The 15,974-nt window shown below is 33.8% G+C and carries 11 protein-coding genes; 1 reads left to right on the forward strand and 10 read right to left on the reverse strand.

Going from position 1 to position 15,974, the window contains the following annotated elements:
• Positions 1–30: 30 nt before the first annotated feature.
• The 8 genes from ACP6PL_RS28210 to ACP6PL_RS28245 form a co-directional block, all read right to left on the reverse strand.
• Complete coding sequence (locus tag ACP6PL_RS28210) at positions 31–831, reverse strand: peptidoglycan-binding domain-containing protein (protein ID WP_426548655.1); 801 nt, start codon at positions 829–831, stop codon at positions 31–33.
• 1,994 nt (positions 832–2,825) lie between these two features.
• The gene (locus ACP6PL_RS28215) at positions 2,826–4,364 is read right to left on the reverse strand and encodes a carboxypeptidase M32 (protein WP_426548656.1); all 1,539 of its coding nucleotides are present in this window, start codon (positions 4,362–4,364) and stop codon (positions 2,826–2,828) included.
• 559 nt (positions 4,365–4,923) lie between these two features.
• A complete protein-coding gene (locus tag ACP6PL_RS28220; protein ID WP_426548657.1) occupies positions 4,924–5,280 on the reverse strand; it encodes a type II toxin-antitoxin system PemK/MazF family toxin in 357 nt (118 codons plus the stop codon).
• Positions 5,258–7,573, reverse strand: a complete 2,316-nt coding sequence (locus ACP6PL_RS28225) for a Z1 domain-containing protein (RefSeq protein WP_426548658.1) — start codon at positions 7,571–7,573, stop codon at positions 5,258–5,260. Before ACP6PL_RS28225 ends, ACP6PL_RS28220 begins: the two co-directional genes overlap by 23 nt.
• Complete coding sequence (locus ACP6PL_RS28230) at positions 7,560–8,039, reverse strand: hypothetical protein (RefSeq protein WP_426548659.1); 480 nt, start codon at positions 8,037–8,039, stop codon at positions 7,560–7,562. Before ACP6PL_RS28230 ends, ACP6PL_RS28225 begins: the two co-directional genes overlap by 14 nt.
• 327 nt (positions 8,040–8,366) lie before the next feature.
• A complete protein-coding gene (locus ACP6PL_RS28235) occupies positions 8,367–8,897 on the reverse strand; it encodes a Ycf51 family protein (RefSeq protein ID WP_426548660.1) in 531 nt (176 codons plus the stop codon).
• Between the two features lie 264 nt (positions 8,898–9,161).
• Entirely contained in the window at positions 9,162–10,220 is a 1,059-nt protein-coding gene (locus ACP6PL_RS28240; protein ID WP_426548661.1) for an adenylate/guanylate cyclase domain-containing protein, read from the reverse strand.
• A complete protein-coding gene (locus tag ACP6PL_RS28245; protein WP_426548662.1) occupies positions 10,217–10,594 on the reverse strand; it encodes a response regulator in 378 nt (125 codons plus the stop codon). Before ACP6PL_RS28245 ends, ACP6PL_RS28240 begins: the two co-directional genes overlap by 4 nt.
• A gap of 539 nt (positions 10,595–11,133) precedes the next feature.
• On the opposite strand from ACP6PL_RS28245, the gene ACP6PL_RS28250 reads away from it, so the two are divergent.
• Positions 11,134–11,376: a PPC domain-containing DNA-binding protein gene (locus ACP6PL_RS28250; protein WP_426548663.1), complete on the forward strand. Its 243-nt coding sequence runs from the start codon at positions 11,134–11,136 to the stop codon at positions 11,374–11,376.
• A 301-nt stretch (positions 11,377–11,677) separates the two neighbouring features.
• Here ACP6PL_RS28250 and ACP6PL_RS28255 read toward each other — a convergent pair whose 3' ends face one another.
• Positions 11,678–12,787 (reverse strand): AI-2E family transporter, encoded by a 1,110-nt coding sequence (locus ACP6PL_RS28255; RefSeq protein ID WP_426548664.1) that lies wholly within the window; start codon positions 12,785–12,787, stop codon positions 11,678–11,680.
• Between the two features lie 1,366 nt (positions 12,788–14,153).
• Positions 14,154–15,623: a cysteine--tRNA ligase gene (cysS, locus tag ACP6PL_RS28260; RefSeq protein WP_426548665.1), complete on the reverse strand. Its 1,470-nt coding sequence runs from the start codon at positions 15,621–15,623 to the stop codon at positions 14,154–14,156.
• Positions 15,624–15,974: the final 351 nt, after the last annotated feature.

A 15,974-nucleotide genomic window follows, 5' to 3' on the forward strand; every position in this document is an offset into this window, starting at 1 on the left:
AGTAAAAGGATGAGTTAGTAAAATTGACTCTTACTTATGATTGAAAGCTGCCCAAGTCTTTTGATTAACTATCCCATCAACCTTAATTCCTTGAGATTTTTGAAATTCTTTAACTGCTCCTGTAGTTTTCACTCCAAATACTCCATCAATTGGCCCTGGATTAAAGCCCATTTTTTCCAGACGAATTTGTAAAGTTTTGACTTTAGAACCCTTGTCTCCTTTGGATAATATTTTGTTTACTTTAACTACTTGATTTTGCCTTGGGATTGGTAATTTTTCTCTTTGAATTGTTTGACGAGAGGCAAATGATGGTTGGGCTAAAGCTGTCCAAGTAGCCTCATCAACAATACCTGTGACAGTAAACCCCGCGGACTTTTGAAAAGCTCTTACTGCTTTTGTGGTACGGGCACCAAACACGCTATCTATAACACCTGGGTCAAAACCTCTAGCTTGTAAACGTCTTTGTACTGCCCATACTTCTGCACCTCGAGAACCCTCTGATATATTCTTTTGATTTTTTTGTTTTTGGGGAACACCGGAATAGAAAGGTTTAGAGAATAGTTCAGGTTGAGTAGGTTTACCAGAAAATTTAGAATTTCCTGGAATAAAAGGTCTCAGAAAAGTTTGATTTTTTTGTTTTTGTGGCAATTTACTTTTGATTCTATCTGGTTGACCAAAGATAGAATTATTGGAATTTAATTGACGAATTAAGCTTCTTTCTTTTTCTGTTGTCAAAGATTCTGTTTTATTAGAGGCAATTGCCCTGTTGGGGGTAAAACTAAACAGGGCGACTAAACTTAATAGAGTAGTAATAGTAGGGACACGCATCATAATAATTTTGTTGTGATGATTACTGTTTTTGGCTGAAAACCCTGATTCTTCATCAAATAACTTTCCTGACTTTTGCAATTCAGACTTTAGCTACAATTAGTTAAGGTTAAAAACCCACTATAGCTATATAGTTAATATTATCATCTTCTATAGGTTTTCAATGATATATGAAACAGAATACTAATTTCTCATAACCAGGAAAAATATCTTGAGACATTTTCTATTATTCCCTGTTGTCATTAATCCTAGTTTATATCTCAGCCTATAAATATTATATATGAAACTTTTTGTATATTTTTTTGTAGATTTAGTTATTGTTAATTACTTGAGTTAATCTGATTATCCGGAATGAGTAATTAAATACTTACTTGTTATCACCCCCTAGGTATATCATACCAACTGATAATTTTATCAAACAGGATTTATTGGGAACACCTTAACTGTTAACAGAGAATAGAGATTTATCTTCAATAATTAATAATTAACAATTAATAATTACTTCTTAAGTAGGTAGGTATAATTAAATATTGAAAAAATTGTAGGGGCTAGCTTCATCGAAAGCCTTGAAATTAGTGCAATGCAATGTAGTTTATTTATGCTCACTTACTTATTAAAAATAAGAATATTGGTTGAATTTTTTCAAATTTTAGATGTGAAATAATTCTTTGAAATTACTCTAGAGTCAAAGTTTTTATTTGATAAAAACTTACTTGTAACTTTTAACTGTTTTGAATACGTCTTACATTTTGAGGGAACCTCAGAATTACCCACTCGATGCATGACTTCCGTGAAACGGTATAAATAGGGAGTAATTATTATCAGGATTCCCTATTTGTAGCAAATATTAATCAAAATAAGAGTCAGTCATGCAACCCCTGCCTTTTCAGACAAAATGTTTTTGAAGGGTTGCTCAAACTCTCCGTTACAAAAACAATTTTTTTCTTCTGACTTTTTACTTCTGAGTTCGTTAAAACGGGCAGTATAATAATTTTTTAAGCACAATTAAAATGACTCAATTTTAAGTATCAAGGCTAAATTATTTATGATTTGTTTACTGACTACTCAGTGATATTTTCTATAGTTAGATTTTCTATTTTCTATCTTGGTAGGCTTTTCCTTGAGTCTGCAATTTAGGTGGTATAATATCTCTGTTTGTTACCAATTAAAGTAAGCTGTTTTGCATTTATACCACTTATTTGTTGTGTGTCTCTTTAAAATAAAAACAGTTATTACTTCCGACTTCTGACTTCTGATTTATAACTTGCTAAGACACATTTTAAATTGGTCTTAGCTTATTTCTACTTCCACAAAATCTTGAATTATTAAATCAGTAATCAGCAAAAATATTATAGCAAAAATATTAATCTCAGCTTTATTCCCTATTTTGAACAAACTTTTTATCCCATATTCCGCACGTCAAGTTGTAGCATTGAAAGTAGTATAAAAATCGGGAGATTGGTAAGATTTATACTGTATAGATCCTATTCATTGACCTTTCTGTTGAGTCAAACACCAAGCATAAATACTTGATGGAGTCAGATAATTAGGGTTTACTGAAAAAGAATGAAAGTGTTTACAGATAAAGCTTTTGGCATTTTTAAGTCTGGAAAAAGTGCTCTCGCTTTAGGTTGAAAAGCCCGAAAAAGTTAGTATTAACAGCAAGATTTGGACAGAGAAATTGAGGGATAATTCTTCCGACTGCCTTCTCTAAATTCCTTACTCCTCCTGTCTTCTGTCTTCCCCTCCCAGTTCCCCTCCTGGGAGGGGCGGGGGTGGGTTGGGTTAGGGGTGGGTTGTCTCCTGACTCCTACCCTCACCCACAAGACTTTTTCAGCAAACCCTAATTAGCTATAATCATTCCCTATTGACTATTGACTACTTCCACTTAATACTACATTTTGAAGTGCGGAATGTAAGTTTTATTCAAGCAATAAATTGACTATTGACTACTTCCACTTAATACTACATTTTGAAGTGCGGAATGTAAGTTTTATTCAAGCAATAATTGGAAGTTTAAGATCATATATATTGCTATATTTATCTTGAATGTAACGAATAAACGGGTCAATACTTAGAGGTTTGCCTGTTACCCGATTAATTAGTTCATTTGCGGTATACTTACGACCATGTTGATAAATATTATGTTTCAACCATTTATGCAGAAGAGTAAAATTACCTCGTTCAATACCAAAACTAATTTCAGGGTCAAATTTAACTGAAGCTTCATAAATTTGAGCGGCTATTAAGTTCCCTAGAGTATAGCCTTGAAACATTCCGCCAACCATGTCTCCATACCAATGTACATCTTGCATTACCCCTTCACTATCATTGGCAGGAAAAATACCTAAATCTGTTTTATAACGTTCATTCCAGGCTTCGGGAAGGTCTCGAATAGATAACTTCCCCTCTAACATAGCCAACTCTAAATCAAATCTAATCATCACATGAAGATTGTATGTCACCTCATCAGCATCAGTACGAATGGGCGACTTAGCCACCTTATTAATAGCCCGATAAAATTCGGAAACAGAAATAGGACTAAGTTGTTTGAGGAAAATCCCCTGTAGTTGGGCATAAAAACATTCCCAAAATCCACGACTACGACCCACTATATTTTCCCATAATCTGGATTGGCTTTCATGGATACCACTAGAACTTCCTTCAGCAAGGGGAGTGCCCTCTAATTCCAGAGCAATTCCTTGTTCATAGAGAGCATGGCCTACTTCATGGATGGTACTAAATAGGGCTTCAGTAAAGTTATCTTCATACACACGGGTGGTAATACGAACATCTCCAATAGAAAAGCTAGAGGTAAAGGGATGAGGTGTTTCATCTTGTCGCCCCCGTTGAAAGTCAAACCCAATACGTTCAATAACAGTATGCCCAAACTTTAGTTGTTGTTCTTTTGGATAATGTTGGTACAGACAAGAGTCTTCTATGGGTAGGGCTGAGGTAATAGCTTCAACAATAGGTACTAATTTTTGGCGCAGCTCGTTAAATAGAGGGCGGAGGATGGAGACTGTCATCCCTTCATCTACAAAGTCGATGAGGGGATCGGCAATATGTTTGTAGGGAAAAAAGCTAGCTAATTCTTGGCTCAGATCTAATGTTTTTTCTAAGTACGGTTGTACTAGGGAGAAATCTTTGAGTGATTTGGCTTTAACCCAGGTTTCATAAGATACAGCTTGATGTTGACAGAATTTGGCCATAAATTCTGAGGGGACTCGGATGGCACGTTCATAGTCTCGGCGAGTAACGCGGATTAGACTGGCTTCGGTGGAATCGTAGGGGAGGCTTTTTTCGTAGGGGCGGAGGTCTTCGAGGAGTTGACCTATGGTTGGGTGGGTAAATTTTTCATGGGCAAATTCTTTGAGGGTAGCTATTTGTCGGCCTCTGGCATAAGTTCCTCCAGTGGGCATATAGGTGGTTTGGTCCCAATTTAGTACGCAGGCGGCGACTTCTAAGTCTTGTATTTGGGTAAGACGGTTTTTGAGTTCTAGATATTTAGGTTCACAAAGACTAATAGTTGACATAATGACAATATAATGTTATTTATCGCGAGTTTTATTTAATTTTTTGCTTATTAGGTGGGGTTAAATATATTAAGTTTATGGTAAACTGCATTCTACCTAAATTCAGTATTAAGTATAGGCAAGTTTACATTTTTGATTTTGTTTAGGAATCAGGAGTTAGGAGTTAGGTAGGAGAGCTGTGGGATTGGCGAGGTACAGAATTTTAAAGGTCTTCCGTTAAAATTAACTATTATAGGACTTACGCAGAGACCATGTATGTAGCGCTAAAAACTATAACGTTATAGTTTTTGAACTCTATATATAGTACCTTTGCGTAAGTTCTGTATTATAAAAGTTTTTACAAGTAAATTCTTGATACCAACCTACTTAATTGTCGATAAATGTGAGGGTAAGTTTTCTGTGTGGCGATCGCTTTTCTAGAAGTGAGAAGTCAGAAATAATCTATGAATGAGTTAGAGAATTTATACCGCAACCTATTTGTGTTATGCTTGATAGTTTATTGCTGAGTTTCTTTTCGTCAATTTTAGATATCTAAGGAAGTTAATAAGTATTATAACCATTATTCAGTCAGAAATTTATAAAGCTTCTCAGCAATTTCAGTTTGTGTATTTGATGATAATTTACCAATCTCTCGCCGAATCAAAGAAGTACGAAGAGTAATCATAACATCTAATTTAATCACAGAAGATTTACGCAAACCAGAAAGAGTAAAATCTGGATGATTAGTATCTAATAAAATATGAGTTTCTAGAAATTTAGTAGGAACTTTACTTGTGATAAAAGCTAGAATAATATGATTATATTGCCCCACTGGATTAGTGAGGCAAACAGCAGGACGCACCTTAGTTGATGATAAATCATCAAAAGGAAAAGGTACTAAAACTATTTTGCCTTTAGTAGGTGAAGGGTTTGCCATCTTTTAATGTATATATATCTTCTTCCGGGTCTTTCAGAAAATCAAATACTGGATTTGTAGCTGCTGCGTACAGCCATTCTTGTTCATTTATTTCCTCTGTTTGCCAGTCTAATTCATCTTCAAATTCTTCAAATACTTGGGAAGAATTAAACATGAAAACAAACTTATGCTTAGGCAAAATTAAAGTAGGAAGATAAAGTGGTTCGTTATCCCAATCTTTTTTCTTTTCACCTTTTTCATACATTACCAAAAGTGTCGGAATCTCTGTGTATTGTTCTCTAGGTTTACTTATCCATTTACTTTGTGAAAAACCCGAACCTTGCCAAGGTCTAGGTTTATTTGACAAGTCAAGTCCTAAACCTTTTCTGCCTCGACGGATATTCAGTCTTCCCTTTTTTATACCCTCTACTTTCATTTGTTCTAAAACTTCTTGAATGCGTCTATCTTCCCAAGAAGATCCTTCACATTCACGGCTAGGCATATATTTAAGAATTTCTGCCAAAAAATCTATCTCTACCTCATAATATTCTTCATCACCTTTATATTTATCTAGTAATTTATCCAAATTTTCTGTATTTTTCCTAACTTCTGAAGCTTTCCAAAATGGGTCTCGTGGAAAGATTGCAGAACCTGGTGTAAAAGCAACTATTTCTTTAGGATTAAGCACATTAGAACGAGTTGGTTTTAGTGTTTTCCCAACCCAAACAGGCTTAACTTTAATATTACTTGGATCTTCTCCAATTGCCTGACGCATTCCTTCATCTGCTTCATGGATAGAACCAAAATCTTCTAGTATATGTTCGGGTAAAAATAGCCTCGTTACATCCTTAAGTTGTTGACGATATCCATACATTCTTGCGTGCTGATGAACGGTATCCATTATTTTTTGTTTCGCATCACGTCCGTAGTAAGTTATCATTAATCCCTCTATAGTTACACCCCTCCCCAATCTATTACCACCAATAAGAATATTCATACCTGGATCGTAATTTGGTTGTTTATCTGGATTATTAGCATTAATAACTTTTGCTAATGTACTTTTTACTTGATGTCTAAGCTCTTCTATGAGATTTTCTATAGGCGGTAAATTAGCAGTTTTACTCAATTCTTTATAGGCTTCATTTAACCACTTTTGTGCTTCTTTGTGCTTAGTAGCAGATGATTTTTCTCGAATTGCTTTGTCAAGTTCTATCACGAAGTTGTTGATAATTTTTTCTAGGTTACTATGATTATCTTGCTTATAGCAAATATGAGCCAGAAAAGAATATATTGCATCTTCGTCTCCTGACTGCATTTTATACATTGAACCTAGAAAAAAACAGCACAAAGCTAATCTTAAACCCGGTGGAATATTCCAATTATTTCCAGGATTAATATTCCCTTCCTGTTTTTTCAATTGATTTATTTCTTCAGAATCAACAGTGCAACAATAAGAGCTATTTTTCCTAAAGAATAAATCTCCCCCCATATAACTATCACCCGGTTTCGGAAGTGCAGCACAAAAAACCGGACTGCAAGGATGCCCTAAACTTTGAAGTAATAAACTTTGAGGAGTAGCCGTAATTTGCAAGTAAATATGATTTGCTACTTCTCTTCTAATTTTGCCAATCTTATCAAAAATTGTACTATCTGAAACTATATTTTTTCCCTTTTTAGCTTGCTTTGCCTCATTAGTATTTAAACTAGCATTGTCAGCTTCATCATCAAATATTAGAGTAGGAACATTACTATCTTTAGACAAGTTTAAAACCTGAAGCAAATTGTCTAGATTTTTAGAATTTTTTGTAGATACTAAAACAACACCAGTATCCTTTATATAGGGACTAAATTTACTCTCAGCAAAATCTTGTGGGTGTTTTTTCCAATCTTCCCAATCAAAAACTACAGGTCCTCCTTTTTTGAGTAGATTATTGAAGCGACTAGCAGTTTGTTTTCCCAACCAAGTATTGTCAGATGTTAATACAATAAAACATCTAAAACCATTATCTTGAGCGATCGCTAATGTTGCAATTGTTGTAATTGTTTTTCCGCTTTGAACCCTACCATAAATTAATCCATTAGTACCATAAACTGTTTGACCTTTCTTAGAATTACTAACAGTTCCTGTACCTGTTGCACCAACATCTCCTTCACCAAAATTTTTAGTATATACATCAACACAATTTTGTACAATTTCTAGAGCAGTTTTCTTTAATTGTTGTGCTGCTTTTTCTCCTATTTTTTTTGTCTCCCTTTCCACAATTTTACCGATACAATATCCATCAGTATTGATTAAAATTTTATTCATAACCATTCTTTTTACTTAATAAAATTATACTAGGCCAGTTGTTTTGAGGAACAGTTTGCTGCATCTTTTGTTTACCCAGCCCAGTTACATGATAGCTTCCACGAAGTTGTCTTGACACTGATATATGCTGACTACTAAGTTTGGCATCTGTGTCTAATATACTCCAAAGCAAATCTTCCCGCAGACAGCAAATACCATCTTTATGACATACTAAAACAATAAATACTGATACACCGAAATATTCCTTATGTAAGATATTTAAAGCTAACTCTTCTCCATTGCTAAAAGAGAAAGACCATGAAGATTTAGGTTTTGTTGAAATTTTAAATAGAATAACCGATTTAGTGCTTTTTGTTTCTACAAAATATAGCGCAGAATGCAAATTGGGGAGATGAGTAATAGTAACTTTCTCCCCAAAATTAATTAGTCTGTAGAATGCTGCACCTAGCAAAAATTCTCTATCATTAATCATTGAATGGTTGTATTAGTTTAAATTTTTCTCCTACCTTACCATTCAAATATCTCTCTAAATTTTTACCGAATAATTAATAATTAATAATTAAATAATTCTGGTTTAAAGCCTCTCCTTTTAAGAAAAAAAAGAAATAATATTTCCTTATATTCAATTCCTTTACAGTTTTAAGCAGAGGTAGTTTAATAATTAATACTTAATAATTACATCTAATGAAAACGGATAGGATTGCTTAAAAGGATTTTTTTCCTTTTTTATCCTTTAAAGGAGAGTCTTTAAAACTTATTTTTTCGGTAATTATCAATTATCCATTATCAATTAATGAACTTAACTTTCCAAATTTTGACTCTGATAACTTTCCAACTTTGCTAAAGTTTCTGGAAATATTTTAATATCCAGATTTTCATCTTCCCGTTGAGATAAAGAACGTTTAACTTCCCCTAAATAAAGAGGTTCAGAAACACCTTTTTCTGGATGAATAATAGTTCTAACTCTAATAGTTAATTGATTTTCTCCACCTAAACGACCTAGTGAAAATAAATCTCCTGCAGCTTGCTCTATTGTTGCTGTTAATTCTGATTCTGTAATTGTCGGAGAAACAGCTATTACTGTTTGAGTTCCGCCATTATCATAAACTAATGTATATGGAACCGAACCGGGAATTTCTATGCGGTTAAATAATCCTAAACTTAAGCCAAATAAACCAGCAGTTAAGACTCCCATAAAACCTGTTACTCCCACCAACCTAAATCTAAATCCCCATTTCAAAATAAAGCCGAGAGTTGTCAAAATAAAAAATCCAATTGTAGCAATACCAAACCATTTAGTAGCGATAAGTAATTCTGTAGTCGATAACATTTTTTCGTTGCTGGTTGTCTAGATTTACTTTTTAATTTTATAGTATAGCTTCAAGCATTCAGCATTCAGATCGAGTAAAAATTATTGGTTGTAAAAGATTTAGATTGTATTAATGTTATAAAACTTTTTTGTAGTGCTCTAATTAGACTTTAGAACTTGTAAACTACTCAAACTAAAGTCAGGAACTACTTCTGAGTTTTGAGTTTTCAAACTCAGTCAGGGATTACTTCTAAAATTCTCAATTCTCAATTCTCAATTCTCAATTCACTCTTTTCTACGTACAAGTAAATAAGTTCTCATGCTACCCTTTCCTTTAATCTCAATCATCCCTCGTTCCTGAAATGTATACTTATTAGCTAGACAATTATAAGTATCCTCAGTTACTTGAATAACACCAGGAATGCCATGAGATTCCATACGATGAGCTGTATTTACTGTATCTCCCCACAAGTCATAAGCAAATTTTTTCGTCCCAATAACTCCTGCTTCTACTGCTCCTGTATTAATACCAATGCGAATTTGTAAAGGTTTACCCTGCTTTTGAGAAAATTCCTTGACTTGATTTAACATATCTAAGGCCATTTCCGCGATCGCCTCTGCATGATCCTCCCTCGGGGTTGGTAGTCCACCTACAATCATGTAAGCATCACCAATAGTTTTTATTTTCTCAAGTCCATATTTTTCTGCCAACTCATCAAACCTAGAGAAAATCATGTTTAGTAATTCTACCAGTTCAGCGGGAGATAAATTAGCCGAAATTTTTGTAAACCCAACTAAATCAGCAAATAAAACAGTTACTTCATTAAAACTATCAGCTATAGTTTTTTCTCCCTGTTTTAACCGTTGAGCAATTGGTGCTGGTAAAATATTTAATAGTAAGCTTTCTGACTTTTCTTGTTCCTCAGCTAGTCGCTTTAAATAAGCTTGTTCTTGATCCCGAAGTCTTTTCTTTTCTAGACAAGCGTTAATTCTTGCTTTGAGTAATACTGGATTAAAGGGTTTAGACAAATAATCTTCCGCTCCCAATTCGATGCAACGGACTATACTATCAATGTCGTCCACTGCAGAAATCATTATTACTGGGATATGGCGTAATTTAGGGTCAGCTTTCAGGGTTTCGAGGACTTGATAACCATTCATTTGTGGCATCATAATATCTAGTAGTACCAAATCAAATGGTTCAGTTTTCATCATTTCTAAGGCTTGAAACCCATCAGACGCAGAACTTATCACATGGCCTTGCCTTTTGACTCGCCTAGCCAAAAGGTCACGGTTGACTTGATTATCATCTACAACCAGCACATTGCCATGGTCATGTTTCATTTCGTTGGCTCTTTACCTATAAGATTTTTGATCTTGTCTAATAGTCTGGCAAATTCTACTGGTTTTGTATCATAGTCGTCACATCCAGCATCTAAACATTTTTCTCGGTCTCCTGCCATAGCATGAGCTGTCATTGCTATTACTGGAATATTTTTGGTTTGGGGGTCAGCTTTAATCTTCTGAGTTGCTTGCCAACCGTCTAGTATGGGCAAACTCATATCCATTAGAATTATATCTGGAGCTTCTGATATAGACATATCCACACCCTCAGCACCATCCACAGCAATAACTACTTCAAATTTTTTACGAATGAGACGCCTAGACAACATATCCCGGTTCATCTCATTGTCTTCAACTAAGAGAATCTTAACCATTGTTCTACCTTTTAGTGAGATAATTTTGGGATTTCATCCTTAATATAAATTTTCTCTAACACAGTCATACTCTTTTATCTTTCTGGAAAGAGTGCCAAGTGGTAAGTGGTGTTTATGGTTCTTAATCAATTTATAATTATACATAATTATCATAGGGAAAAATAATTTCTATACCATATTCTAGTCAATCTTTGCTATTTTTAGATCATATTATTTTTGAGACTTAAAATATCTGGATTGATAATTTTCTGATTTGATAAATTTTCTGATGATTATGCTGCCAAATATAGTTTGTTAATCATACTAGCATAGGTTGATTTTATGACGACTAAATCCACAGATTAATCATATAAATTTGATATTTATCAGTTTGTCTAATGAAAATTTATCCGGTCAGGTTGAAACACAATTTAGATTTAAAATAAAGTCTTAAAGATTGGGCGATCGACAATCAAGTTAAGTGTGGTTTTATCCCCACAGCTATTGGTACTCTGAAGCAAGCTGCAATTTGATTTGCTAACCAAGAAAGAAGTAATATTTTGTATGATAAATTTGAGATTATTTCTCTGAATGGAACGGTTGCTTGTAGTGGTGTTCATCTACATATTCTCATTTCTAATGGAGAGGGTAAAACTATTGGTGGTCATCTAGATTATGGTTGTATTATTTATACAACTGTTGAAATTGTTATTGGTACAACTAAAGCATGGAGATTTGCTAGAAACTTAGACCCGAAAACTAGCTATAGTGAGTTAGAAATTTTCTCATTTAGGGACTGCTAAAACAGCCTTATAGGTGAAGCCAAGAAATGGGCAATAAGCAATAGTTTTACTATTATTTTTCTGAATTCTTCCCTCACATTTTGGGGGAAATTTCAGATTCTTGACCTAAATTTAGTCTATATTGGTTTTGTAGAAAATTTCTTTGAAACAACTAATACCGGAAATATTTTTTGGCAAAAGAGGTCAGAATATTTTCCTAAAAATCAATTAAGATACAGGTAATAGGGGTAATAGTTTCATGATTTTTATCTATATTTTTGATTCTTTCACGCTTCATTTATAGTAGCTATAAAATCAAAAATTAAGAGGTTAAAGATGGTGGATTATGATCTCCATTGTTTGTAACTATCGATTGGATCTTTTCTGCTTCTAACTTAGGTTTTAAATATAAATTTTCTACCAAAGCAGCACTACCAGCAAACCAAGGTGGAACAATCAAAGCACCAATAATTCCTAATAACTGAATCCCTACTAAAACTGATAGTAATTGATACAAAGGATGTACCCCAACTGAAGAACCTACCAATAAAGGATCGAGTACATAAGTCTCCACATTTTGGATAATATAGTACAAAATTATTACCCATAAAAACAACCATCCCCCCTTAGCAATAGCAACAATTAGGGCTGGAATTGCACCGAGAATTGGACCTATAAAAGGAATCAGGTTTGTCACAGCAGCTATTGCTCCTAAACCTAGGGAAAAATCTTGCAATCCTAAAAATCCTAAACCAGTGGTTGTTGCTACACCTAAAATAGCAGAAACTATAATTCTGCCTCTAATATAACCTCCCATTCTTTGAGTAACAGGAAGAACTTGATGTTCTAGACGTTTATCCCAAGGTTGAGGAAAAAGCTTTACTATACTGGTAATTAAAGTTTTACTATCAGATACCATATAACCTGAAATAAATAAAGCCAATATTAAACTAACTACGCCTCCCAATACACCTTTAGTTAAACTATAAGAACGTAGTAATAATTGTTGACTAGAACGAATTACCCAACTTGTGACAGACTTAGTATCAAAAAGTTGATTAATCCAATCAGGGGGATTTTGAATTAAGGAACTAACAAAATCTTCAAAATTATCGCTAATACTCTCAGAAAATAATGGTAACTGACGTAAAAGTCTTTCAATTTGCTCGAAAACTGGCGGACCAATAGTTAATATTACACCGATCAATCCACAAATGAGAGTTAAATAGACGATAATTACCCCTAACCAACGAGGTAATCTAATTCTTTCTGTTAAATTTACTAATGGTGAAATTGATGCAGCTAAAACTACCGCAACCATCAAAAGTACGATGAGACCTCGCACTTGCCATAAAATAATCAGTAGTAAAAAACTGCTAATAATTAATACTAGGTTAGATACAGAAATAGAAATCCTTTGTTCAGGTTTCATAGGAAATACTGGAATAAGTTATAAGTTAAAATTTATATTAGCAGGTTTGATATATACATCTATAATCAATTTTATTTGAATTGTGAGAGATTGTATATTTTTAGGGAATAGGGAAGAACAAAAAAACTAGATATTATTTTCTAGACTTTTAAGGAATAGTCAAATTTTCACATATAATTCCTGATTGTTATAGTGGTTATAAACTTGATGAAATATAGATGAATTTGTAGAGTTTTCAAGTATGAGAAATATCTGAATTAGAATCAGAGAGCTTGAAATTAAAATTACTAATAAATTCTTCCCCATATAAAAGTTAGTAGTATCTTTTTACTCAAATTATCGTCATTCATTTATTTGCTAACCTTTATAATATGTTTCTCAGCTAACTGATGTAGGATTGTTTTAAAATCCTCTCCTATATTAGCTTTGCACAGATTTTTTTCCATAAAAACTATAAAATAAAATTATACCAATTTAATAAATGTTTGCTACAAATAGGTAGGAGATTTCTAGTTTTCAGGAGTCAGGAGTCAGAATAAATAGTTTAAATCTCATTTTTTAGGGTAAATATTTCCTTTTACTTTTAGTTCTTGGCAACATTATGTTGCAAAATATTTTAACTATCCCGATCTTTATTATTCGTAAAATCATTTTTTCATGGATGATATTATGACAGTTTTTCCCAAAAAAAATTTATACTAATCAGGTATAGAAATCCTCGGCAAGGTTGTAATATTTTGCTTATAGGAGCGATTTCGTTCCGAATTCTATCGCAAACGCACAATTAGGAGCATGACAAACGGAAATCGCACCTACAGGAGTCATAATTTTCAAGGTTAAGGGATAAAATTAACTATTATTAAAACTGTCACGACTCATGCGCAGATTGCTATATATTAAGCAAGCACTCAAGAAAAAAAAATTAATCATCAGCAATAAACTTGTAAAATTTGTCTATTAATCACAAGAAGTTTTCCCGGGAAGTCACAGGAACTTTCCCGGATGGTGAGTTAGAGTTTAATACTAATTTGTATTGCCTATTCACTCAAGTCATAAAACTTTTTACCAATGGATAATTGAGAATTAATCAATTCAGTTTAAAGCCTTCTATTTTAAGGATAAAACAAGAAAGCAGATTTACTTATCTTCAATCCTATTGATTTTAACCAGAGGTAATTATCTATTATCAATTAATAAACTGATTAACCCCAAGACTGTTATCATCTTAAACTGGTAATGGTTGAAAATCAGTTATTTTCTCAGAAAAAATCAGGTGGGTTGTAAATACCTTTCCCCTAAAAAGAGATAATAGTAGTATCTTTAATGTTCCCTATTCCCTACCTGTACTATTAAACCCAATATCTCCTTAATTCCGATGCCAATGTGTTATGCCACCTGGTTGATCTATTAGTTTAATGCCTTGATTTTGCAGTTCGTTTCTAATGCTGTCTGCTTCAGCATAATTTTTGGCTTTTTTTGCCTCTAAACGTTGCTGAATTAAAGACTCAATTTCATCATCACTTAAACCTCCAGATTCACTTCTAATTTGTTCATCTATTTGAACCTCTAAACCTAATACTTGTGACAACTTTACCAGAGTTACCCATTGTTTTTGTAGATCTTCTAAAGATGTTTTAGTTTGACCTTCATGTACTAGAATATTACCCTCTCGACGTAACTCTTTCGCTAATTCAAATAAAACAGCTAAAGCACCTGGAGTGTTAATATCATCATCCATTGCTTTCTGAAATTTTTCTACCTGAAAAGTCAATAACTTTGTCTGTTCAGATAAGATTTTTTCTGGCATTTCCCATCCTAATTTAGAACCATGTTGCTGGGGAAATAATATACCCTCCTTAATCGTATTCCAACCATTTTCAGCAGAAGCGATCGCCTCTTCAGTAAAATCAATAGGTTTCCGATATTGAGCAGTTAAAACAAACATTCTTACAGCCATTGGGTCTACAGGTCGATCCAATAAATCCCGAATTGTGGTAAAATTTCCCAATGACTTTGACATTTTTTCTCCATTAATAGTCACAAAGCCATTATGGAGCCAATATCTTACATAAGGTTTTCCCGTAGCAGCTTCCGACTGAGCAATTTCATTTTCATGGTGAGGAAAAATTAAGTCTGCTCCCCCAGTATGAATATCTATAGTTTCCCCCAAACAATCTCTTACCATTGCCGAACATTCAATATGCCAACCTGGCCTTCCTTGGCCCCAGGGAGACTCCCATGCAGGTTCCCCAGTTTTTGCTGCTTTCCATAAGGCAAAATCAAATGGATCTTTCTTTTTAGCAGTCTCTAAATCTTCTGACTCTACTCTACCACTTGCGCCAGCTTGCATTTCTTCCAAACGACGGCCTGAAAGTTTCCCATATTCTGAAAATTTCCGCACCTGATAATAAACATCCCCTCCAGAAGGGTAAGCAAAACCCTTTTTTTCTAAATCCTGGATTAACTGTTTAATCCCATCTATTGTCTGAGTGGCCCGAGGATATTCGTCTGCTTCTAAAATATTTAAGCGCTTCATATCCTTAAAGTATTCCTCAGTGAAACGTTCGGCCACCACCTCCATCGAACTTCCTGTTTCTCTAGCCCGATTGAGAATTTTATCATCTATATCAGTAAAATTTTGCACATAGCGTACCTGATAACCCTGCCACATTAGATATCGGCGGATTGTATCCCATACAATATAAGAACGGGCATGACCTAAGTGGCAATAGTCGTATACTGTAACACCACAAGTATACATTTTGATTTTGCCTGGTTCTAGGGATTCAAAGTTTTCTTCTTGACTAGTCAGTGAATTGTACAGTTTTAGGGTCATAAAGTAATTTCAGCCAGTTTCTTCCAATCTTATATTATAAGGAGAATAGCTTTTTTTTTACCTTTTGCCATTAGACCCGAAAATAATCAAACTTCTGCTATAACTATTTTGTGAAGAGTGATTCTGTTATGTTTCAGATATTTAATTTATAAAGTCTACATTTTGGAAATACTTAGCAGATATCTCTAATAATTAATCTTAAACCCTCGTAATACCTAGGCAAATACTAAGTTGCCGCAGATGTCTAGTTTTAGAAATTAGCCAAAACATAAGCTGAGAAATAGTTTAAAAAGAACCATTCATTAATTGATAATTGATAATGGATAATTGATAATTACCTCTGGTTAAAAC

The sequence above is a fragment of the Dapis purpurea BLCC-M126 genome, from assembly GCF_050015975.1.
In the GTDB taxonomy this organism is placed as follows: Bacteria; Cyanobacteriota; Cyanobacteriia; order Cyanobacteriales; family Microcoleaceae; genus Trichodesmium.